The following is a 19,631-nucleotide window of genomic DNA, read 5'->3' as shown; positions in this document are numbered from 1 at the left end:
GCGGCCGGGGTGGTTCAGGTGGTGCTCTCGTCCAGCGCGCCGTCCTGCAGGTGGCCGGTGTCGGCCCAGCCGACCAGGCCCAGGCCTTCGGGTGTCCAGAGCAGGCGGTTGACCGCGGTGTTGCTCAGGTCCCAGGTGCGCGGCGCCTGCAGCTCCAGCCGCGTGGCGGCGCGGTAGAGGATGTCCAGCACACCGCCGTGCGCCACCAGCATCAGCTGCTCGCCGGGGTGGCGCGCCGCGATCTCGTCGACCGCGGCCACCACGCGCTCGCGCAGCTGCACCAGCGACTCACCGCCGGGCGGGGCAAACTCGGGCACGCGTTTGCGCCAGGCCAGGGCGTCCTGCGGATGGTGGGCCTCGATCTCGGCCCAGGTCAGGCCCTCGAAGCGGCCGAAGGCACGTTCGCGCAGGCCCCGGTGGGCCTGCACCGGCTTGCCGTGCGCGCGGGCCGTGGTGCTGGCGGTGTCGAAGGCGCGCGAGAGGTCGCTGGCGTAGAACGCGGCGATGGGTTCGTCGCGCAGGGCCTGTGCCAGGCGCTCGGCCTGCCAGCGGCCCCTGTCGGACAGCGCGATGTCGGTGTGGCCCTGGATGCGGGTGTCGCGGTTCCAGTCGGTTTCGCCATGGCGCACGGCGATGATGCGGGTGACGTGCAAGAAAAAGCCCTCGGGGAAGAAAGCGGCCACTGTAGCGCCGGACCGACGGTCTGACCACCGGACAACCGGCAGATGCGGGCGGATCACCGGGCGAGACACAATGTGCGGCGATGCCCGAGCACCACGACGCCCGCGTGGCGGATTTTTCGTCGCTGTTCCAGTTCCTGCCGATCGGTGCCTACCGCAGTTCCAGGGACGGCGTGATGCTGCGCGCCAACCCCGCGCTGGTGCTGCTCAACGGCTACGACGACGAACAGGCCATGCTGGCCGACGTGAACCGGGCGGCCAGCGACTGGTACCTGCAGCCCGGGCGCCGGGCCGAGTTCCAGGCGCAGCTGGTGCGCGAAGGCTTTGTGCGCGGCTTCGTCTCCGAGGTGGTGCGCCACTGCGACCGCGAGCACCGCTGGGTGAACGAGAACGCCCACGGGGTGTACGACCCGCAGGGGCGGCTGCTCTACTACGAGGGGACGGTCGAGGACATCAGCGAGCGCATGCAGGCCGAGCTCGCGCTGAGGGACAGCGAGGCGCTCTGGAAGCTTGCGCTGGACAGCGCGGGCGATGGCGTCTGGGACTGGAACCTGGTGACCGGCGAGGAATACGTGTCGCCGCGCATCTTGGCCATGTACGGCTACTCCGGCGAGGAGCTGGCCCCGCGCGCGCAGGAACTGGATGAACGCACGCACCCCGACGATTTGGCCCAGATGCAGGCCGACCGGCAGGCGCATTTCGACGGCCGCAGCCCGCTCTACCGCAACGAGTACCGCATCCGCTGCAAGGACGGCACCTGGAAGTGGGTGCTCTCGCGTGGCATGGTGATCGCGCGCGACGCGGGCGGCCGCCCGCTGCGCATGGTGGGCACCCACACCGACATCACCGAGCTCAAGCAGGCCGAGGCACAGCAGCGGGCGCTGGAGGCGCAGCTGCGCGAGTCGCAGAAGATGGAGGCCATCGGCACCCTGGCCGGCGGCGTGGCGCACGACTTCAACAACCTGCTGGCCGCGATCCTGGGCAACCTGGCCCTGGCGCGCGAGGACGTGGGGCCGGGCCATGCCGCCCAGGAAAGCCTGGCCGAGATCCACCGCGCGGCCGTGCGCGCGCGCCAGCTGGTGCAGCAGATCCTGGCCTTCAGCCGGCGCCAGACGCAGGAACTGCAGCGCCAGCCGCTCAAGCCGCTGGTGAACGAGGCACTGCGGCTGATGCGCTCGCTGCTGCCCGCGGGCGTGCGGCTGACGGCCCGCCTGGCCCCGTCGCCGCTGCCGGTGCTGGCCGACGCGACGCAGGTGCAGCAGGTGCTGATGAACCTGTGCACCAATGCCTGGCAGGCGCTGGATGAGCGCCCGGGCGACATCACCGTGGGGCTCGACGAGGTGGAGCTGGACGCGGTCCAGGCCCTGCGGCTGGGCCATCTGCCGCCCGGCGCCTATGCCCTGCTGAGCGTGGCCGACAACGGCCCGGGCATGGACGAGGCGACGCAGCGGCGCGTGTTCGAGCCCTTCTTCACCACCAAGGCGCCCGGCAGGGGCACCGGGCTGGGGCTGTCGGTGGTGCACGGCATCGTCAAGGCGCACCAGGGGGCGATCACGCTGCACAGCACGCCGGGCGAAGGCTCGCGCTTCGATGTCTACCTGCCGCTGGCCTCCGGTGCGGCCGACGCCGAGACGCCCGCGCCAACGGCGCCGCCGCCCGCCGTCGCCGCGGTGCCGGGGCGGCACATCGTCTACGTGGACGACTACGAGGCGCTGGTGTTCCTGGCGGGGCGGCTGCTGCGCAAGCACGGCCACCGGGTCAGCACCTTTCTGTCCGGGGAGGAGGCCCTGGCCTGGTTCCGCAGCAGCCAGGAGCCGGTGGACCTGTGCGTGACCGACCACAACATGCCGGGCATGAGCGGCGTGGAGCTGGCGCAGGCGGTGCATGCGCTTCGGCCCGGGCTGCGCATCGCCATCGTCTCGGGGCATGTGAACGAGGCGCTGCTCGGCGCCGCGGCCGCTGCGGGGGTGACCGACGTGCTGGGCAAGCAGGACAGCATGGACGCGCTGGCCGATGCGGTGCGTGCCCTGATCGAGCCGCCGTCGCGCTGAGGGGGCTGGCCCGGGTCAGCGCGGCAGATCGACGTCGACCTGGCGGGGCCCGGCCGGGGGCACCGGAAAGCCGTTGAGCGCCGCCTGCAGCATGGCCTGCCAGAGCGCCGGGGTGCTGTTCCAGCGGCCGTCGTGGCTGGCCTGGGTCTCGTAGACCACACGGCCCGAGGCCGCGTCGCGGACCACCACCGCCACCTTGCGCTCGTACCAGGGCATGTCCATCGGCACCATGAACATGGGGGCCCAGAAGAACTGGCCGTTGCCGGCCACGACCTGGCCTCTGAAGCGCCAGCCGCCCCAGGGGTCGTCCCAGGGGCTGCGCGCGTTGCGCACCGAGCTGGCCGTGACCTGCACGCGCCAAGGGGCGTTGGCCGGCGCCTCGGCGACCGTCCAGCCGTGTGTCTCCAGCACGGTCCGGGTCCAGGCCTCCAGCCGGTTCTGGTCTTCGGCGGGCCCGCCCTCCCGCTGCGACGGCAGTCGCTCGAAACGGTAGGTCTGCGGGGCCTTGGGCACCGCCGCGGCCGGTGTGCCCGCTGCGCCGGTGGGGATGTCGGCCGACCAGTGCGCGTAGCTCTGCACCGCGTTGTCCACGCGGTAGGTGCCGGCGCAGCCGGCCAGTGCGAGGGTGGTCAGCAGGGTGAGGGCAAGGCGGGTCATGGGTCCTCCGGCTGGGTGGGCGTCTGGCACGGCACCGGGGTCAGGTGGTGGCGGCAATCGGTATGACCGTGCGCGGCACCGGCGCGTTCCCTTCGTCCGCGTCCTCGTCCGCCACGCGCGGGGGCGCCTCCAGCGGCTCCTCGTCGAAGGCCAGGTCGCCGTCTTCCACCGGCGCGCCGGTGGTCTTGAGGGTCTGGAAGGGGTAGAGCGAGCGGTCCATGAGGTGGCTGGGCACGACGTGCTGCAGGGCGTGCAGCATGTTCTCCAGCCGGCCGGGGAACTGCTTGTCCCAGTCGCGCAGCAGGTTGCCCACCTGCTTGCGCTGCAGGTTCTCCTGGCTGCCACAGAGCGTGCAGGGGATGATGGGGAACTGGCGTGCCTCGGCCCAGCGGATCAGGTCCTTTTCGGGCACGTAGGCCAGCGGGCGGATCACCATGAACTCACCGTTGTCGCTGACCAGCTTGGCCGGCATGCCCTTGAGCTTGCCGCCGAAGAACATGTTCAGGAACAGGGTCTGCAACATGTCGTCCCGGTGGTGGCCCAACGCGATCTTGGTGCAGCCCAGTTCGCGCGCCACGCGGTAGAGGATGCCGCGGCGCAGGCGCGAGCACAGGCTGCACATGGTCTTGCCCGGCTCGATCTTCTCCTTGACGATGGAGTAGGTGTCCTGCGTTTCGATGTGGTACTTGATGCCGAGCCTGGACAGGTACTCGGGCAGGATGTGGTCGGGGAAGCCGGGCTGCTTCTGGTCCAGGTTGACCGCGATCAGCTCGAAGTTCACCGGCGCGCGCTTCTGCAGCTTCATCAGGATGTCGAGCAGGCCGTAGCTGTCCTTGCCGCCCGAGAGGCAGACCATCACGCGGTCGCCTTCCTCGATCATGTTGTAGTCCACGATGGCGCGGCCGACCTCCCGGCACAGGCGTTTTTCGAGTTTCTTGTTTTCGAAGGCGAGTTTTTCAGGGGTCATCGGTCGGGCCTCGGGCCGGGCGGTGTTGCGTCAAAAGCAACAGGTTCGCACTGCGGTATGCTGCAATGCACAAGTCGATAGTCAAAACCCGCAAGATTGCGGCTTGTTACAGGCGGATTTAGGTCGAAAGGTACACTTTCGGCCTGCGTGGGCGGCCTCTGTTGCGCCGCACCATCCTGTTGTGCCCTTGCAGCGGCACAGCCTGGGAAAAACATCAATTTTATTTGGAGTCCTTTATGTCCTTTGCTATTCATCGGGTCGCCCTGGCGTCCATGCTGGTTTCCATCGCCTCCGTCGCCACGGCCCAGACCGCCGGCATGACGACCGACCGCGACGGCAACACCGGCTACGCCACGCCCGAGGCCTGCGACGCCGCCATCCAGAACGGCTCCGCCAAGTTCTACAAGCCCCAGACCAAGCAGAAGCCCAAGCTGCGCGCTGGCGAAGCCTCGGTCTCCCCGATGCTGCTCAAGGACCTGAGCCCCAACTACAGCAAGGGCGCCTGCGACAAGGGCGTGGCCACCGCCCGCGGCCGTGGCGGTGTGAGCAAGGCGCTGCAGGGCAAGTGGATCCCGTTCAGCCCGAACATGGAAGTCAACGCGTACAAGGACGCCAGCGGCAAGATCGTGCGCGTGACCATGCGCCAGTGCGACAACCACTTCTCCGACCTGCTGCCGCGCCCCACTCCCCTGGCCGTTCCGGCACCCGCGCCCGCCGTGGTCCCCCCGCCCGCCCCGGTGGCGGTTGCGCCGGCGCCCGCTCCGGTGCCTGCACCCACCCCGGTGGTGCCCAAGGCCGCGGAAGTCGTCGCCTTCCCGTACGTCTTCGGCACCGTCGGCGCCCAGCGCGACTTGGTGGGCAACGGCCCGATCGACGGCATCGCCCAGCACAACGACCACGACACCAAGCCCGCCCTGCAACTGGGCGCCGGCTACCAGTTCAACAAGCTCTGGGGTGCGGAAGCCTTCGCCCAGTTCGGCAAGGGTCACGACTTCGAGAACGGTCTGGAGTCCAAGGTCAGCGCCCTGGGCCTGCGTGGCACCGTCGGCACCGACCTGGGTGAAGCCACCCGCCTGTTCGGCAAGGCCGGCGTGGCCCGTGTGAAGCATACCGACGCCCTGGAGGGCACGCAGACCCGCCCGACCCTGGGCCTGGGCCTGACCCACGCGTTCAGCAAGAACCTGTCCCTGCGCAGCGACTTCGACGTGTTCCTGAAGAAGAGCTCCGATGAAGCTCGTTCGTGGAAAGAGCTGATGTACCTGGGCGTCGGCGTCCAGTACAACTTCAAGTGATGCCGGTGCTGGGCGTCTGACGCGCCCGCCTGACACACAAGGGCCCCGCAAGGGGCCCTTTTTTCATGGGGCAGCGGGTGGTGGCGCTGGCCGCCTTCAGGGACGGGCGTTGCGGCCGACCGGCAGGCCGTGGCGGCGGGCGCGGTAGAGCAGGGTGGCCCGGGTGATGCCCAGCTGCCGGGCCGCGGCGGCCATGTTGCCACCAGTGCGCCGCAGGGCTGCGGCGATCCACTGCTGCTCGGCGCTTTCCAGGGTCTGGCCGGGCATCTGTGTCGCCCCCACGGCGGTGCCTTCGGGTGTGCCGACCAGGCGCCCGCCGGTGCCGCCTTCGGCCTGCAGCGACAGCACGCCCTCGCCCAGTTCCTCGCCTCCCCGGAACAGCTGGTGCACGTCGATCAGTTCGCCGTCGTTGACCATGATCACCGCCCGCTCGATCAGGTTCTGCAGTTCGCGGATGTTGCCCGGGAAGCCGTAGTTGAACAGCGCCTTGACGGCGCGCTGGCTGAAGCCGGGCACGTCGCGCTGGTAGCGCTCGCGGTAGTGGTCCAGGAAGTGCTGCATCAGCAGCGGGATGTCGTCGCGCCGTTCTCGCAGCGGCGGCAGGTGGATGGGGAAGACGTTGAGCCGGTAGAACAGGTCTTCGCGAAAGCGCCCCTCGCGCACGGCGGCGCGCAGGTTCTCGTTGGTCGCGGCTGCCAGCCGCACGTTCACCCGCAGGGTTCGGGTGCCGCCCACGCGCTCGATCTCGCCTTCCTGCAGGGCACGCAGCAGCTTGCCCTGGGCCACCAGGCTGAGGGTGCCGATCTCGTCGAGGAACAGGGTGCCGCCGTCGGCGCGTTCGAAGCGCCCGGGGCGCGAGGCCCCGGCCCCGGTGAAGGCGCCGCGCTCGACGCCGAACAGCTCGGACTCGATCAGGGTCTCGGGAATGGCGGCGCAGTTGATGGCGATGAAGGGCTGGCCGGCGCGGTCGCTGCTGCGGTGCAGGCTGCGCGCGAACATCTCCTTGCCCACGCCGGACTCGCCGGTGAACAGCACGGTGGCGGGGGTGGGGGCGACGCGGCGCACCATGTGGAAGGCGGCGTTGAAGGCCGACGAGGCGCCGACCAGCGTCGGGTCCTGCCCGCCCGCGGCCCCGCGTTCGGTCCAGGCGTCCAGCGGCGCCGCCGCGGGTTCTGCGTCCGGCCCGTCCTCGCCCAGCTGCAGGTAGCGCAGGTCTTCCTGCGGATCGTCCCAGAGCTCCACCGAGCGGCCGATCACCCGGCACTGCGCATCGCCGGCCGAGCGGCAGGCGACCTCGCGGAACAGGACCAGACGGCCGAACAGCGTGCTCACGTAGCCGGTGGCGTAGCCGGTCTGCATCCAGCAGGCGGGCGAGCCGCCGACGCCGTAGACCGCGATGTGCTCGTCGTCCTCGCTGGAGTTGTGCCAGAGGAATTCGCCCTGGTAGTCGCCGGTGGCGGCGTCGTAGCTCACCCGCACCACCTCCACCTTGACCACGCCCTCCAGCGCGTGCAGCCGTGTGCCGGCCACGGCCGCCACGGGCGGTTCGGCGTCGGGCCACTGGCGGCGCACCAGCTCGGCGTCGCGCGCGCCGCTGAGGTAGCCCATGCGGGTGAGCAGGCCGCGCGCCTTGTCCAGGCCCATGGTCTCGATGAGCTCGCGGCGCAGCCCGCCCAGGGCCTCGGCGTGCATCAGCACCATGCGCTGGTCCTGCAGCCAGATGCGGCCGTCGCCGGGCGAGAAGAACAGGCACTCGCTCAGGTCGGCCACGGTCGGGTGGCTGCTGCCGTCGACCTGCTGCAGGTCGAAGCGCCACTGGCCGGAGAACGGAGCCTGGGCGGGCGGCGCCGGCCGGGCGGCGCCGGTGGCGCGGTGGAGCTGGGCCAGGGAGATGCGGGGACCGGGCATGGAAGCACCAAAAATGAATGCACACATTCAATGGTCGCATTCATGAGTGTTTCTTTGCAGTGATGTTTTCCCGCAGCCGCAGGGACCGAAGGGCACTTTCCGGCGATCAGGGTTTGTCCGGAGCGCTCCCTCTGGCGCAGGGGCCTGCCGGACCGGTGCCGCCGATGCGTTGGCCTGCGACTGGTACGCCCGTTGCAAAACACGGTGGCACGGCCGGGGGCAACCGGCCCACAACCCTCAACCAAAGGAGACACGACATGGGTGCAGCGGAACACATCAACTGGGCCGACGCGGCCTGCTGGAACGGCACCGCCTTCGACGGCGGCTGGGGCACGCGCCTGGCCGCCAGCCAGGACGTGGTGGAGCCGGCGACCGGCCAGCCGCTGTGGCGCACCGGCGTGGCCAGTGGCGCCGACATGCACGCCGCCATAGGCCGCGCCCACGCCGCGCAGGCCGCCTGGGCCGCCACGCCGCCGCGCGACCGCGCCGCCATCCTGCTCAAGGCGGCCGCGCTGTTCGAGCAACACTTCGACGAGCTGGCGCTGATGATCGCCCGCGAGACCGGCGGCATCATTCCCAAGGGCCAGCACGAGGTGCGCGAGGCCGTGGTGCTGTGCCGCCTGGCCGCGGCCCTGCCCATGCAGTCCCAGGGCCAGGTGCTGCCCAGCACGCCGGGCCGCCTGTCGATGGCGCGCCGCGTGCCGCACGGTGTGGTCGGCGTGATCTCGCCGTTCAACTTTCCGCTCATCCTGAGCCTGCGCTCGGTGGCGCCGGCGCTGGCGCTGGGCAACGCGGTGGTGCTCAAGCCCGATGTGCGCACGCCCGCCAGCGGCGGCTTCATCATCGCGCGGGTGTTCCAGGAAGCGGGCCTGCCGGCCGGCGTGCTGCAGGTCTTGCCGGGCAACGCCGAGGCGGGCGAGGCGCTGGTGACGGACCCGCGCGTGCCGATGATCGCCTTCACCGGTTCGCCCACGGTCGGCCGGCGCATCGGCGAGCTGGCCGGCAAGCACCTCAAGAAGGTGTCGCTGGAGCTGGGCGGCGCCAACAACCTGATCGTTCTGGAAGACGCCGATCTGGACGCCGCGGCCAGCGCCGTGGCCTTTGGTGCCTGGTTCCACCAGGGGCAGATCTGCATGGCCAGCAACCGCGTGCTGGTGCACGTGTCCATCGCCGAGGGCCTGAAGGCGCGGCTGGTCGGCAAGGCCACGCACCTGCCGGTGGGCGACGGCGCCAGCGGCCAGGTGGCCCTGGGCCCGATGATCGACCACAAGCAGCTGGCGCATTTCGATGCCGTCGTGAAGGACACGGTGCAGCAGGGCGCCACGCTGGAGGCCGGCGGCACGCACGAAGGCCTTTGCTACAAGCCCACCGTGCTCTCGGGTGTGAAGCCCGGCATGCGCAGCTTCGACGAAGAGCCCTTCGGCCCGGTGGTGAACCTGGTGACCTTTGGCTCTGACGACGAGGCCGCCGCCCTGGCCAACACCAGCCAGGGTGGGCTGGCCGCCGCGGTGGTCAGCCGCGACGTGGGCCGCGCCATGGCCCTCGGCGAGCGGCTGAACGCCGGCATGGTCCACATCAACGACCAGACCGTCAACGACGACTGCACCAACCCCTTCGGCGGCCCCGGCCTGGGCGGCAACGGCAGCGCGGTCGGCGGTCCGGCCGACATCGACGAGTACACGCGCTGGCAGTGGTGGACGGTCAAGGCCGCCCTGCCGCAGTACCCGTTCTGATTCACATCAGTCCTGCGACCTGCTTCACAACCAAGGAATCTCATCTCATGAGCGTACAAGGCAAGACCATCGTCATCACCGGCGTCAGCTCGGGCATCGGCAGCGACACCGCCAAGCTTCTGCGCCTGCAGGGTGCCCGCGTCATCGGCGTCGACCGCAACGACCCCATGCTGACCCTGGACGGCTTCGTCAAGGCCGACCTGTCCACCCCCGAGGCCATCGACGACGCCATCGCCCAGCTGCCGCAGCGCATCGACGCGCTGTGCAACATCGCCGGCGTGCCGGGCACGGCGCCCGTGGACCTGGTCGCCAGGGTCAACTACCTGGGCCTGCGCCACCTGACGCTGGGCCTGCTGGACCGCATGGGCGGTGGCAGCGTGGTCAACATCTCGTCCATCCTGGGTGCCGAATGGCCGGCCCGGCTGGAGCCGCACCGCGCGCTGGGGCAGACCGCCTCGTTCGCCGACGGCCAGGCCTGGCTGGCCCACCAACCGGTGCCGCAAGAGACCTGCTACCAGTACTTCAAGGAAGCGCTGATCGTCTGGACCCATACCCAGTCGCAGGCGATCTTCATGAAGCACCACGTGCGCATGAACTGCGTGGCGCCCGGCCCGGTGTTCACGCCCATCCTGGGCGACTTCGTGCAGATGCTGGGCCAGGAGCGTGTGGAGAAGGACGCCCACCGCATGAAGCGCCCGGCCTTCAGCGATGAAATCGCGCCGGTGATCGCCTTCCTGTGCAGCGACGCGTCGCGCTGGGTCAGCGGCATCAACCTGCCGGTGGACGGCGGGCTGGCCTCCACCTACATCTGAAGGAGCTTCCATGAGCGATCGGTTCGCACACATCGGCGGCGCCCGGGTCCGCTACCGGGACAGCGGTGGCGCCGGGCCGGCCGTGCTGATGACACACGGCATCGGCGAGTCGCTGGAGTTCTGGCACCGGCAGTTCGATGCACTGGGCCATTCCCTGCGCTTGATCGCCTGGGACTTGCCGGGCCACGGCCTGTCGGATGAACGGGCCGACGCCATGGATCTGGAGGGGCAGGCGGCGGTGGCCTGGAAGCTGCTGGACCAGCTCGGGGTGGAGCGGGCGCACCTGGTGGGCAACTCGCTCGGTGCGGCCATGTCCCTGCGCATGGCTGCGCAGACGCCGGGCCGCGTCGGCTCGCTGCTGCTGGCCAACTCGGCGGCCCTGGGGGCCGAGGTGTTCGGCGCGTTCAGGCTGATGACGCTGCCGCTGCTGGGTGAACTGATGAACCGCCCGGGTCCGACCGCGGTGGCGCAGCAGATCAAGGCCATCGTGCGTCGCCCCGAGTCGATCACGCCCGAGGTGCGGGCCGCGATCGAGCGCAACGTGCACCGGCCCGGAGGGGGAAAGCATTTTCTGGCCCTGTTGCGTCGGCTCAGCACCTTGCGTGGGCAACACACCGATCTGTGGCGGCGCTCGCACGACATCCTGCGCCAGTTGCCGGGCCTGCCGGTGCTGTTCGTGCACGGTGAACACGATGTGGTGCTGCCGGTGGAGCACTCCCGCCGCGCCCACGCCGTGGCGCGCGGGTCGGAGCTGGTGGTGCTGGCCGATTGCGGGCACACGCCGCAGCTGGAGCAGCCGGATCTTTTCAACCGCCTGCTGCGGGGCGCGGTGGAGCGCTCCGCGGCCTGATCACCACTGCCCGCTCTCCATGCGTATCGCGACCTCGCAGTCGTCGAAGATTTCCAGCTTGGCGATCTTCACGCGCACGCCGATCACGCCGGGCAGCTGCATCAGCCGGCGCGTGAGCTTGCCGATCAGGCTCTCCAGCAGGTTCACGTGTTCGGCGGTGCATTCGTCGATGATGATCTGGCGCACCTTGCGGTAGTCCAGCACGTGGCCGATGTCGTCGTCGTGCGGCAGCAGGGGCTGGGTGCCCTGGTTGAGTTCGGCGTCGACCTGGATCGGTTGCGGACTCGTCTTTTCGTGGTCCAGGATGCCCAGGTTGGCGTCGAAGCGCAGCCCGGTGAGCGTGAGGATCTGGGTGCCGGCGTGGTTCTTGGTGTTCATGGGCATCCGCCTCACATCATCGAAAAATCGCGCTCGAAGCGCATCAGGTGCTGGCCCCCGTCGACCAGCAGCGTGGTGCCGGTGATGGAGCGGTTGTGCAGTGCGAAGGCCACGGTGGCGGCCACGTCCTCGGGTGTGGACGAACGGCCCAGCGGCGACTGCCGGTGCAGCGCCTGGAACCTCTCGTCGGAGAGCAGGTGGCTGGTGAGCGTCAGCCCCGGCGCCACGCCCACCACGCGCACCTGCGGCGCCAGCGCCAGCGCCAGCATGCCGGTGGCTGCTTCCAGCGCGGCCTTGGACAAGGTGTAGCTCAGGAAGTCGGGGTTGAGGTTCCAGAGCTTCTGGTCCAGCAGGTTGACCACCGCACCTTCGGCACCACGCGCGACCAGGTGCGCGTGCAGCGCCTGGGCCAGCAGAATGGGCGCGCCGGTGTTGCTGCGCAGATGGGCCTCCATGGTGCCGAAGCCGAAGCTGTCGGCGTCGTCGTGCTCGAACAGCGAGGCGCTGTTGACCACGGCGTCGACCGTGCCGAAGTGCGCCACCACGGCCGGCAGCAGGGCGCGCACCGCGGCTTCGTCGGCGAGGTCGGCGCCGAAGGTGGCCGCGCTGCCCGGGCGGCCGGTCAGCGCGTCGCAGTCGCGTGCGGTCTGCCCGGCTTCCGCCGCGGACTGCCGGAAGTGCACCGCGACGTTCCAGCCGGCGCGGGCCAGCGTGAGCGCGATCTCGCGGCCCAGGCGCTTGCCGGCGCCGGTGACCAGTGCGGTGCGGAGCAGAGGCGGGGAAGGAGAAGCAGAACCAGGCATGAAGGAGGTCCGATCAAGGACAATCGGCGCGTGAGCACCGACACAGAGAACCAGTCCGGCAGTGTAACGAGCGCCCTCTCAGAGCGGGTGGCCGGGGCCATCCGTGCGGCCGGCGGTTGGCTGCGCTTCGACCGCTTCATGGCCATCGCGCTGTACGAGCCGGGGCTGGGCTATTACGCCAACACCACGCCGAAGTTCGGACAGATGCCGCAGGGCGTGGACGGGCAGGGCAGCGACTTCGTGACCGCGCCCGAGCTCTCGCCGCTGTTCGGCCACACCCTGGCGCGCCAGGTGGCGCAGGCGCTGGAAGCCACAGGCACCGACGAGGTGTGGGAGTTCGGGGCCGGCACGGGCGCGCTCGCGCTGCAGGTGCTGGACGCGCTGGCGGCCCTGGGCCAGGCGCCACGCCGCTACACCATCGTCGACCTCTCGGGCAGCCTGCGCGAGCGCCAGCGGGCCACGTTGGCGCGGCATGCGGACCGGGTCGTGTGGGCCGACCGCCTGCCCGAGGTGTTCGACGGCGTGGTGCTGGGCAACGAGGTGCTGGACGCGATGCCGGTGCAGCTGCTGCACCGGGTCGGCGGACAGACCGACGGCGTGTGGCACGAGCGCGGTGTGGCGCTGGCCGGCGACGGGCGCCTGGCTTGGGCCGACCGGCCGACGGCGCTGCGCCCGCCGCTGGACATTGAAGGCCCGCACGACTACCTGACCGAGATCCACCCGCAGGGCGAGGCCTTCGTGCGCACGCTGGCCGAGCGCCTGGTGCGTGGCGCGGCCTTCTTCATCGACTACGGCTTCCCCGAGGCCGAGTACTACCACCCGCAGCGCCACATGGGCACGCTGATCTGCCACCGCGCGCACCGCAGCGATGATGATCCGCTCACCGATCTGGGGCTCAAGGACATCACGGCGCATGTGAACTTCACCGGCATCGCCCTGGCGGCGCAGGACGCCGGCATGGCGGTGCTGGGCTACACCTCGCAGGGGCGCTTCCTGATCAATTGCGGCCTGCTGGACGTGGCGAAAGGCGCCGGCCCGCGCGAGAACGCGATGCTCTCCAAGCTGGTCAACGAGCACGAGATGGGCGAGCTGTTCAAGGTGATCGGCCTGGCACCGATGCCCAGCGCCGAAGGCTGGCACCCCATCGGCTTTGCCGCGGGTGACCGCACGCACCGACTGTAGGAGCCCACCGTGATCCGCTGGATGATCGTGATCTTCCTGGCGCTGCTGCTGATCAGCTGGTTCACGCCGCTGCTGCACAAGCTGGGCTTCGGCAAGCTGCCGGGCGACCTGCGCTTCAGGGCCTTCGGCCGAGAGTGGTTCATCCCGCTGACCACCACCATCCTGCTGAGCTTCGTCGCGAGCCTGATCGGCCAGATCATCTGAGTGGCCGGGACATACCCGGTGGGGTGTCTCTTGAAGTGGAGCCGGTGGTCCCCATCTGCGCGGAAACCCTGGAGCCGCCCATGACCGTTGCCACCGAAGCCCTGCACGTCGTCTGCCCGCACTGCCACACCACCAACCGCGTGGCACCGGCCGATCTCTCTGCCACCCCCGACTGCGGCAAGTGCCACCGCCCGCTGTTCGACGGTCACCCGGTCGCACTGGACGAGTCGGCGTTCGAGAAGCACATCGCCCGCTCGCAGCTGCCGGTGCTGGTCGATTTCTGGGCCCCCTGGTGCGGCCCCTGCCGCATGATGGCGCCGCAGTTCGAGGCGGCGGCGAAACAGCTGGAGCCCCATGTGCGCCTGGCCAAGGTCAACACCGAAGAGGCGCAGGCGCTGGGGGCGCGGCTGAACATCCGCAGCATCCCGACACTGGCGCTGTTCGTGAACGGCCGCGAAGTGGCGCGCCAGCCGGGCGCCATGGGCGCGGCCGACATCGTGCGCTGGACCCGGTCCAAGCTCGCCTGAAACCCCCGCCGGGGCCAGGGAGGCTGTAATTTGGTTACAGGTCCGGCATAATTCCGGGACTTTTTCCGGAACCGATGCCATGTCCCTGACCCCCTCCGACACCGCCCGGCTGCTGGCCGACATCGGCGGCACCAACGCCCGTTTCGCCTGGCAGGCCGCACCCGGCGCGCCGATCACCGACGTGCAGGTGCTGCCCGGCGCGCAGTACCCGACGCTGCAGGCCGCCATGCGCGCCTACCTCGGCGGACTGGGGCGCGGCGCACCGGCGGCAGTGGCCATCGCAATCGCCAACCCCATCACCGGCGACATGGTCCGCATGACCAACCACGACTGGGCCTTCTCCCAGGCCGCGGTCAAGGCCGAATTCGGCCTGCGCACGCTGCGCCTGCTCAACGACTTCACCGCCCTGGCCCTGGCCCTGCCCGATCTGCCGGCGGCCGAACTGCGACAGGTCGGTGGTGGCGCCGCGGTCCCCGGTGTGGCCATGGCCCTGCTCGGTGCCGGCACCGGTCTGGGCGTTTCCGGCCTGCTGCCCGACGGCCGTGGCGGCTGGGTGCCGCTGGAGGGCGAGGGTGGTCATGTCACGCTGCCGGCCACCACCGCACGCGAGCGGGTCGTGATGGATGGCCTGATCCGCCGCTACGGCCACGCTTCGGCCGAGCGCGTCTGCTGCGGCCAGGGTCTGGTCGACACCTGCGCCATCCTCTGCGAGGCCGACGGGGTGACGGCGCAGGGCCTGGACAGCGCCCAGGCGGTCAGCGAGGCCGCGCTCAAGGTCGGCCACCCGCAGGCGCTGGAGACGCTAGAGATCTTCTGCGCCATGCTCGGCTCGGTGGCCGGCAACCTGGCGCTGACGCTGGTGGCCCGGGGTGGGGTTTACGTGGGCGGCGGCATCGTGCCGCGCCTGGGCACCTGGTTCGACACCTCGCCGTTCCGCGAGCGCTTCGAGAACAAGGGCCGATTCACCGGCCTGCTGCAGGGCATGCCGGTCCAGGTCATCACATCGGCGCAGTCGCCCGCGCTGCTGGGCGCCGCCCGCGCGCTGGACGGCCATCTCTGAAACTTTGTCACCAGCAGGGGGGCGGGAACCTCGGGTTTCTGCGGATGTAATATTCCTTTAATTAAAGGTAAATTACAGACATCCGGCGGCATGGTGCTGCTCTGGATGGTTCCGCGCCATGCACGCGGGTGCGTGCGGCGTCCCTTCTTTACTGGAGACATGATGATGAAACTCTCGAAACTCGCCACCGCCGTTGCCTTCGTGATGGCCGGCTCCGCCGCCGTTGCCGGCGAGGTGGAGGTCCTGCACTGGTGGACCTCGGGCGGTGAGGCCAAGTCGGTGGGCGAGCTCAAGAAGATCATGCAGGGCAAGGGCCACACCTGGAAGGACTTCGCCGTGGCCGGCGGTGGTGGTGATGCCGCCATGACCGTCCTCAAGAGCCGTGTCGTCGCCGGCAACCCGCCCGCCGCCGCGCAGATCAAAGGCCCCGGCATCCAGGAATGGGCCAACGAAGGCGTGCTGGCCAACCTGGACGCCGTCGCCAAGGCCGAGAAGTGGGACAGCCTGCTGCCGGGCGTGGTGGCCGACGTCATGAAGTACAAGGGCAACTACGTCGCCGCGCCGGTGAACGTGCACCGCGTCAACTGGATGTGGGCCAACGCCAATGTGCTGAAGAAGGCCGGTGTGGCCGGCGCGCCCAAGACCTGGGACGAGTTCTTCGCCGCCGCCGACAAGGTCAAGAAGGCCGGCCTGATCCCCGTCGCCCACGGTGGCCAGAACTGGCAGGACTTCACCACCTTCGAATCGGTGGTGCTGGGCGTCGGTGGCGCCAAGTTCTACCAGGACGCGCTGGTCAAGCTCGACCAGAAGGCCCTGACCAGCCCGACCATGACCAAGTCGCTGGAAACCTTCCGCAAGATCAAGTCCTACACGGACCCCGCCGCCCCGGGCCGCGACTGGAACCTGGCCACGGCCATGGTGATCCAGGAGAAGGCCGCGTTCCAGTTCATGGGTGACTGGGCCAAGGGCGAGTTCACCGCCGCCGGCAAGGTGCCGGGCAAGGACTACATCTGCGCCGCCGCTCCGGGCACGGGCAACGCCTACACCTTCAACGTCGACTCGTTCGCGATGTTCAAGCTCAAGGACGCCGCCGCCCAGAAGGCCCAGGGCGACCTGGCCGCGTCCATCATGGGCAACGAGTTCCAGGAAGTCTTCAATCTGAACAAGGGCTCCATCCCGGTCCGCCTGGGCATGAAGATGGACAAGTTCGACGACTGCGCCAAACTCTCCAGCAAGGACTTCGTCGACACCGCCAAGAGCGGTGGCCTGGTGCCCTCGATCGCCCACGGCATGGCGGTCAGCCCTGCGGCCGAAGGCGCCATCAAGGACGCCGTCAGCCAGTTCTGGAACGACGACAAGATCTCGGTCGCCGACGGTGTGAAGAACATCGCCAAGGCCGCGACCACCAAGTAAGTCCTGCCGGCGCCGCCGCCGTGTCTCGTCCCGCCTTCACGGCGGGGCGGGGCCGGCTGCTGCCGGCTGGCTGTCCACCGTCCTTTTGTTTCCCCTCCCACCCATGCCCCACCGCACTGGCTTTCGTCGCGTGTTCGCACCGCTGCTGGCGTCGCTGCTGGTGGCCTTTGGCACCGGGGTGCAGGCGGGTGAGGTCGAGGTGCTGCACTACTGGACCTCCGGCGGCGAGGCCAAGTCGCTCGCCGAGCTCAAGGGCATGATGGCCCAGCGCGGCCATGGCTGGAAGGACTTCGCGGTGGTCGGTGGTGGCGGACAGAACGCCATGGACGTGCTCAAGGCGCGTGTGCTGGCGGGCAACCCGCCGGCGGCGGCCAACATCAAGGGGCCGGCGATCCAGGAATGGGCGGCGCTGAACGCGCTGACCAGTCTCGACGCGATGGCCTCCTTCGACCGCTGGGACGAGGTGCTGCCCAAGGTGGTGGCCGACCAGATGAAGCACAAGGGCCGCTACGTGGCGGTCCCCGTCAACGTGCACCGGGTGAACTGGCTCTGGGCCAATGCCGAGGTGCTGCGCCAGGCCGGCGTGAACGAAGCGCCGCGCAATTTCGACGAATTCTTCAAGGCCGCCGACAAGGTGCGCGCGGCCGGCCTGATTGCCCTGGCCCACGGCGGCCAGGACTGGCAGGACTTCACCACCTTCGAGTCGGTGGTGCTGGGCGTGGGCGGCGCGAAGTTCTACGACGCGGCCCTGGTGAAGCTGGACGCGCAGGCCCTGGGTGGCGACACCATGCGCCGCTCGCTGGAGACCTTCCGGCGCCTGCGCGGCTATGTCGATGCGGCGTCGCCCGGGCGCGACTGGAACGCCAGCACCGACCTGGTCATCAAGGGCAAGGCCGGCTTCCAGTTCATGGGCGATTGGGCCAAGGGCGAGTTCCTCGCCGCAGGCCAGCAACCGGGCAAGGACTTCCGCTGCTTCCCGGCGCCGGGCACGGCCGAGGCCTTCACCTACAACGTCGATTCCTTCGCCATGTTCCAGCTCAAGGCCTGGGAAGCGCAGAAAGCCCAGGGCTACCTGGCCTACCTGCTGATGGGACAGGACTTCCAGGAGCGCTTCAACCTGCGCAAGGGTTCGATCCCGGTGCGGCAGAACGTGTCCATGGACAAATTCGACGAATGCGCCAAGGTCTCCGCCCAGGACTTTGGCAAGACCGCCAAGGCCGGCACCCTGGTGCCCTCGGTGGCCCACGGCATGGCACTCGCCCCGGGGCAGCAGGCGCTGATGCGCAGGCTGGTCTCGGATTTCTGGAACAACCCGCAGATGTCGGTGAATGACGCACAGAAACAACTGCTGGCCCTGGCGGCCGGCCCACAGAAGTCCCCGCAATGAAATCCTTTGAAAACCTGCTGCCCAAGCTGGTGATCGCACCGGGCTTCGTGCTCGGCTTTGCCTTCATCTACGGGCTGATGATCTGGAACGGCGTGCTGTCCATGACCGGCTCGCGCATGCTGCCCAACTACGAGAACTTCGTGGGCCTGGAGCAGTACGCGCAGCTCTGGACCATGGACCGCTGGTACGTCGCGCTCAAGAACCTGGGCATCTTCAGCGTGCTCTACGTCGGCGGCTCGATGCTGGTGGGCATGGTGCTGGCGATCTTCCTGGACCAGAAGATCCGCGCCGAAGGCTGGCTGCGCACCATCTACCTCTACCCCATGGCGCTGTCGTTCATCGTGACCGGCACGGCCTGGAAGTGGATCCTCAACCCCAGCGACGGCCTGCAGAAGCTGATGCACGACCTGGGCTGGACCTCGTTCAACTTCGACTGGCTGGTGCAGTCCGACTACGCCATCTACTGCGTGGTGATCGCAGGCGTCTGGCAGTCGGCCGGCTTTGCCATGGCGCTGTTCCTGGCCGGCCTGCGCGGCATCGACGACAGCATCATCAAGGCGGCCCAGATCGACGGCGCCTCGCTGCCGCTGATCTACTGGCGCATCATCCTGCCCATCCTGCGGCCGGTGGTGTTCTCCACCATCCTGGTGCTCTCGCACCTGTCGATCAAGAGCTTCGACCTGGTGATGGCGCTGACGGCCGGCGGCCCCGGTTACGCGACCGACGTGCCCGCCACCTTCATGTACACCATGAGCTTCACGCGCGGCCAGATCGGCCTGGGCGCGGCCAGCGCCACCATGATGCTGGCGACCGTGGCGGCGATCGTGGTGCCCTACCTCTACAGCGAACTGCGGAGCAAGCCCCATGACCGCTAAATCCATGACACCCGGCCGTGTGTTCACCTACGGCCTGCTGCTGGTGGCGGCGCTGTTCTTCCTGGCGCCGCTGTACGTGATGATCGTCACGTCCCTGAAGGACGCCGACCAGATCCGCAACGGCAACCTGCTGAGCCTGCCCACCTCCGTGACCTTCGAGGCCTGGGGCCTGGCCTGGAACACCGCCTGCACCGGCGTGGACTGCCGCGGCCTCAAGCCCTACTTCTGGAATTCGGTGGTCATGGCCGTGCCCGCGGTGCTGATCTCCACCGCCTGGGGCGCCATCAACGGCTACGTGCTCTCCATGTGGAAGTTCCGCGGCTCCGAGGTGCTGTTTGGCTTCCTGCTGTTCGGCGTGTTCATGCCCTTCCAGGTGGTGCTGCTGCCCATGAGCCAGGTGCTGGGTTACCTGGGCCTGTCCAGCTCCATCGGCGGCCTGGTGCTGGTGCACTGCCTGGCCGGCATGGCGGGCACGACGCTGTTCTTCCGCAACTACTACACGGCGGTGCCGCGCGAGCTGGTGAACGCCGCGCGCATCGACGGCGCGGGCTTCTGGCGCATCTTCTGGCGCATCGTGCTGCCGATGTCGACGCCGATCATGATGGTGACGCTGATCTGGCAGTTCACCAACATCTGGAACGACTTCCTGTTCGGCGTGGCCTTCAGCGGCGCCGACAGCAAGCCGGTGACCGTGGGCCTGAACAACATGGCCAACACCACCAGCAGCGTCAAGAACTACAACGTGGACATGGCCGCGGCGATCATCGCCGGCCTGCCCACCATGCTGGTCTACGTCCTCGCGGGCCAGTACTTCGTCAAGGGTCTGACGGCCGGCGCCGTCAAAGGTTGAAT

The 19,631-nt window shown here is 69.2% G+C and carries 19 protein-coding genes; 13 read left to right on the top strand and 6 right to left on the bottom strand.

Annotated elements, in window-relative coordinates:
• Positions 1-14: 14 nt before the first annotated feature.
• Positions 15-653 (bottom strand): histidine phosphatase family protein, encoded by a 639-nt coding sequence (locus RCO38_RS04805; protein ID WP_308327144.1) that lies wholly within the window; start codon positions 651-653, stop codon positions 15-17.
• A 110-nt stretch (positions 654-763) separates the two neighbouring features.
• Here RCO38_RS04805 and RCO38_RS04800 point away from each other — a divergent pair, with 110 nt between their 5' ends.
• Entirely contained in the window at positions 764-2,731 is a 1,968-nt protein-coding gene (locus RCO38_RS04800; RefSeq protein WP_308327143.1) for a hybrid sensor histidine kinase/response regulator, read from the top strand.
• Positions 2,732-2,746: 15 nt separating this feature from the next.
• On the opposite strand, the gene RCO38_RS04795 is transcribed toward RCO38_RS04800, so the two are convergent.
• Positions 2,747-3,388: a DUF4136 domain-containing protein gene (locus RCO38_RS04795; protein WP_308327142.1), complete on the bottom strand. Its 642-nt coding sequence runs from the start codon at positions 3,386-3,388 to the stop codon at positions 2,747-2,749.
• A 40-nt stretch (positions 3,389-3,428) separates the two neighbouring features.
• Positions 3,429-4,355: a tRNA 2-thiocytidine(32) synthetase TtcA gene (ttcA, locus tag RCO38_RS04790; protein WP_308327141.1), complete on the bottom strand. Its 927-nt coding sequence runs from the start codon at positions 4,353-4,355 to the stop codon at positions 3,429-3,431.
• A gap of 236 nt (positions 4,356-4,591) precedes the next feature.
• Here ttcA and RCO38_RS04785 point away from each other — a divergent pair, with 236 nt between their 5' ends.
• The gene (locus tag RCO38_RS04785) at positions 4,592-5,647 is read left to right on the top strand and encodes an outer membrane protein (protein ID WP_308327140.1); all 1,056 of its coding nucleotides are present in this window, start codon (positions 4,592-4,594) and stop codon (positions 5,645-5,647) included.
• 96 nt (positions 5,648-5,743) lie between these two features.
• Here RCO38_RS04785 and RCO38_RS04780 read toward each other — a convergent pair whose 3' ends face one another.
• Complete coding sequence (locus RCO38_RS04780; RefSeq protein ID WP_308327139.1) at positions 5,744-7,555, bottom strand: sigma 54-interacting transcriptional regulator; 1,812 nt, start codon at positions 7,553-7,555, stop codon at positions 5,744-5,746.
• A 257-nt stretch (positions 7,556-7,812) separates the two neighbouring features.
• On the opposite strand from RCO38_RS04780, the gene RCO38_RS04775 reads away from it, so the two are divergent.
• Genes RCO38_RS04775 through RCO38_RS04765 form a run of 3 tightly spaced genes read left to right on the top strand, consistent with a single transcriptional unit; the run spans position 7,813 to position 10,950 of the window.
• On the top strand, positions 7,813-9,288 hold the full coding sequence (locus RCO38_RS04775) for an aldehyde dehydrogenase family protein (protein ID WP_308327138.1): 1,476 nt from the start codon (positions 7,813-7,815) through the stop codon (positions 9,286-9,288).
• Positions 9,289-9,335: 47 nt separating this feature from the next.
• Positions 9,336-10,100 carry a coniferyl-alcohol dehydrogenase gene (locus RCO38_RS04770; protein WP_308327137.1) on the top strand — a complete coding sequence of 255 codons (765 nt, stop codon included), beginning with the start codon at positions 9,336-9,338 and terminating at the stop codon, positions 10,098-10,100.
• Positions 10,101-10,110: 10 nt separating this feature from the next.
• Positions 10,111-10,950: an alpha/beta fold hydrolase gene (locus tag RCO38_RS04765; protein ID WP_308327136.1), complete on the top strand. Its 840-nt coding sequence runs from the start codon at positions 10,111-10,113 to the stop codon at positions 10,948-10,950.
• Here the strand turns inward: RCO38_RS04765 and RCO38_RS04760 are convergent, their stop codons facing one another.
• Both RCO38_RS04760 and RCO38_RS04755 read right to left on the bottom strand, forming a co-directional pair.
• Positions 10,951-11,334 (bottom strand): dihydroneopterin aldolase, encoded by a 384-nt coding sequence (locus RCO38_RS04760; RefSeq protein WP_374694506.1) that lies wholly within the window; start codon positions 11,332-11,334, stop codon positions 10,951-10,953.
• A gap of 5 nt (positions 11,335-11,339) precedes the next feature.
• Positions 11,340-12,131 (bottom strand): SDR family oxidoreductase, encoded by a 792-nt coding sequence (locus RCO38_RS04755; RefSeq protein ID WP_308327134.1) that lies wholly within the window; start codon positions 12,129-12,131, stop codon positions 11,340-11,342.
• A gap of 12 nt (positions 12,132-12,143) precedes the next feature.
• Between RCO38_RS04755 and RCO38_RS04750 the strand changes: the two genes are divergently transcribed.
• From RCO38_RS04750 to RCO38_RS04715, 8 genes are all read left to right on the top strand, one after another.
• Positions 12,144-13,313, top strand: a complete 1,170-nt coding sequence (locus tag RCO38_RS04750) for a class I SAM-dependent methyltransferase (protein ID WP_308327331.1) — start codon at positions 12,144-12,146, stop codon at positions 13,311-13,313.
• Between the two features lie 9 nt (positions 13,314-13,322).
• Positions 13,323-13,517 (top strand): DUF2905 domain-containing protein, encoded by a 195-nt coding sequence (locus tag RCO38_RS04745; RefSeq protein ID WP_308327133.1) that lies wholly within the window; start codon positions 13,323-13,325, stop codon positions 13,515-13,517.
• Between the two features lie 80 nt (positions 13,518-13,597).
• A complete protein-coding gene (gene trxC / locus RCO38_RS04740) occupies positions 13,598-14,044 on the top strand; it encodes a thioredoxin TrxC (RefSeq protein ID WP_308327132.1) in 447 nt (148 codons plus the stop codon).
• A 79-nt stretch (positions 14,045-14,123) separates the two neighbouring features.
• Positions 14,124-15,104: a glucokinase gene (glk, locus tag RCO38_RS04735; RefSeq protein WP_308327131.1), complete on the top strand. Its 981-nt coding sequence runs from the start codon at positions 14,124-14,126 to the stop codon at positions 15,102-15,104.
• 162 nt (positions 15,105-15,266) lie between these two features.
• Positions 15,267-16,517 carry an ABC transporter substrate-binding protein gene (locus RCO38_RS04730; protein WP_308327330.1) on the top strand — a complete coding sequence of 417 codons (1,251 nt, stop codon included), beginning with the start codon at positions 15,267-15,269 and terminating at the stop codon, positions 16,515-16,517.
• Between the two features lie 103 nt (positions 16,518-16,620).
• Entirely contained in the window at positions 16,621-17,904 is a 1,284-nt protein-coding gene (locus RCO38_RS04725) for an ABC transporter substrate-binding protein (protein WP_308327130.1), read from the top strand.
• Positions 17,901-18,779 (top strand): carbohydrate ABC transporter permease, encoded by an 879-nt coding sequence (locus RCO38_RS04720; RefSeq protein ID WP_079366655.1) that lies wholly within the window; start codon positions 17,901-17,903, stop codon positions 18,777-18,779. The genes RCO38_RS04725 and RCO38_RS04720 overlap by 4 nt, the downstream gene beginning before the upstream one ends.
• Positions 18,769-19,629, top strand: a complete 861-nt coding sequence (locus RCO38_RS04715) for a carbohydrate ABC transporter permease (protein ID WP_308327129.1) — start codon at positions 18,769-18,771, stop codon at positions 19,627-19,629. The genes RCO38_RS04720 and RCO38_RS04715 overlap by 11 nt, the downstream gene beginning before the upstream one ends.
• Positions 19,630-19,631: the final 2 nt, after the last annotated feature.

The organism is Hydrogenophaga pseudoflava (assembly GCF_031020795.1).
GTDB lineage: Bacteria > Pseudomonadota > Gammaproteobacteria > Burkholderiales > Burkholderiaceae_C > Hydrogenophaga > Hydrogenophaga pseudoflava_A.
Note: the sequence above shows the minus strand (reverse complement) of the source record. Positions and strands in the feature narration are given on the sequence as shown.

What these genes read in the sequence shown, in the direction of transcription:
- RCO38_RS04775 (WP_308327138.1), top strand. Translation starts at nt 7,813, where the DNA reads ATGGGTGCAGCGGAACACATCAACTGGGCCGACGCGGCCTGCTGGAAC.
- trxC (WP_308327132.1), top strand. Translation starts at nt 13,598, where the DNA reads ATGACCGTTGCCACCGAAGCCCTGCACGTCGTCTGCCCGCACTGCCAC.
- RCO38_RS04720 (WP_079366655.1), top strand. Translation starts at nt 17,901, where the DNA reads ATGAAATCCTTTGAAAACCTGCTGCCCAAGCTGGTGATCGCACCGGGC.
- RCO38_RS04760 (WP_374694506.1), bottom strand. Translation starts at nt 11,334, where the DNA reads ATGCCCATGAACACCAAGAACCACGCCGGCACCCAGATCCTCACGCTC.
- ttcA (WP_308327141.1), bottom strand. Translation starts at nt 4,355, where the DNA reads ATGACCCCTGAAAAACTCGCCTTCGAAAACAAGAAACTCGAAAAACGC.
- RCO38_RS04725 (WP_308327130.1), top strand. Translation starts at nt 16,621, where the DNA reads ATGCCCCACCGCACTGGCTTTCGTCGCGTGTTCGCACCGCTGCTGGCG.
- glk (WP_308327131.1), top strand. Translation starts at nt 14,124, where the DNA reads ATGTCCCTGACCCCCTCCGACACCGCCCGGCTGCTGGCCGACATCGGC.
- RCO38_RS04795 (WP_308327142.1), bottom strand. Translation starts at nt 3,388, where the DNA reads ATGACCCGCCTTGCCCTCACCCTGCTGACCACCCTCGCACTGGCCGGC.
- RCO38_RS04730 (WP_308327330.1), top strand. Translation starts at nt 15,267, where the DNA reads ATGATGAAACTCTCGAAACTCGCCACCGCCGTTGCCTTCGTGATGGCC.
- RCO38_RS04780 (WP_308327139.1), bottom strand. Translation starts at nt 7,555, where the DNA reads ATGCCCGGTCCCCGCATCTCCCTGGCCCAGCTCCACCGCGCCACCGGC.
- RCO38_RS04785 (WP_308327140.1), top strand. Translation starts at nt 4,592, where the DNA reads ATGTCCTTTGCTATTCATCGGGTCGCCCTGGCGTCCATGCTGGTTTCC.
- RCO38_RS04770 (WP_308327137.1), top strand. Translation starts at nt 9,336, where the DNA reads ATGAGCGTACAAGGCAAGACCATCGTCATCACCGGCGTCAGCTCGGGC.
- RCO38_RS04755 (WP_308327134.1), bottom strand. Translation starts at nt 12,131, where the DNA reads ATGCCTGGTTCTGCTTCTCCTTCCCCGCCTCTGCTCCGCACCGCACTG.
- RCO38_RS04800 (WP_308327143.1), top strand. Translation starts at nt 764, where the DNA reads ATGCCCGAGCACCACGACGCCCGCGTGGCGGATTTTTCGTCGCTGTTC.
- RCO38_RS04765 (WP_308327136.1), top strand. Translation starts at nt 10,111, where the DNA reads ATGAGCGATCGGTTCGCACACATCGGCGGCGCCCGGGTCCGCTACCGG.
- RCO38_RS04715 (WP_308327129.1), top strand. Translation starts at nt 18,769, where the DNA reads ATGACCGCTAAATCCATGACACCCGGCCGTGTGTTCACCTACGGCCTG.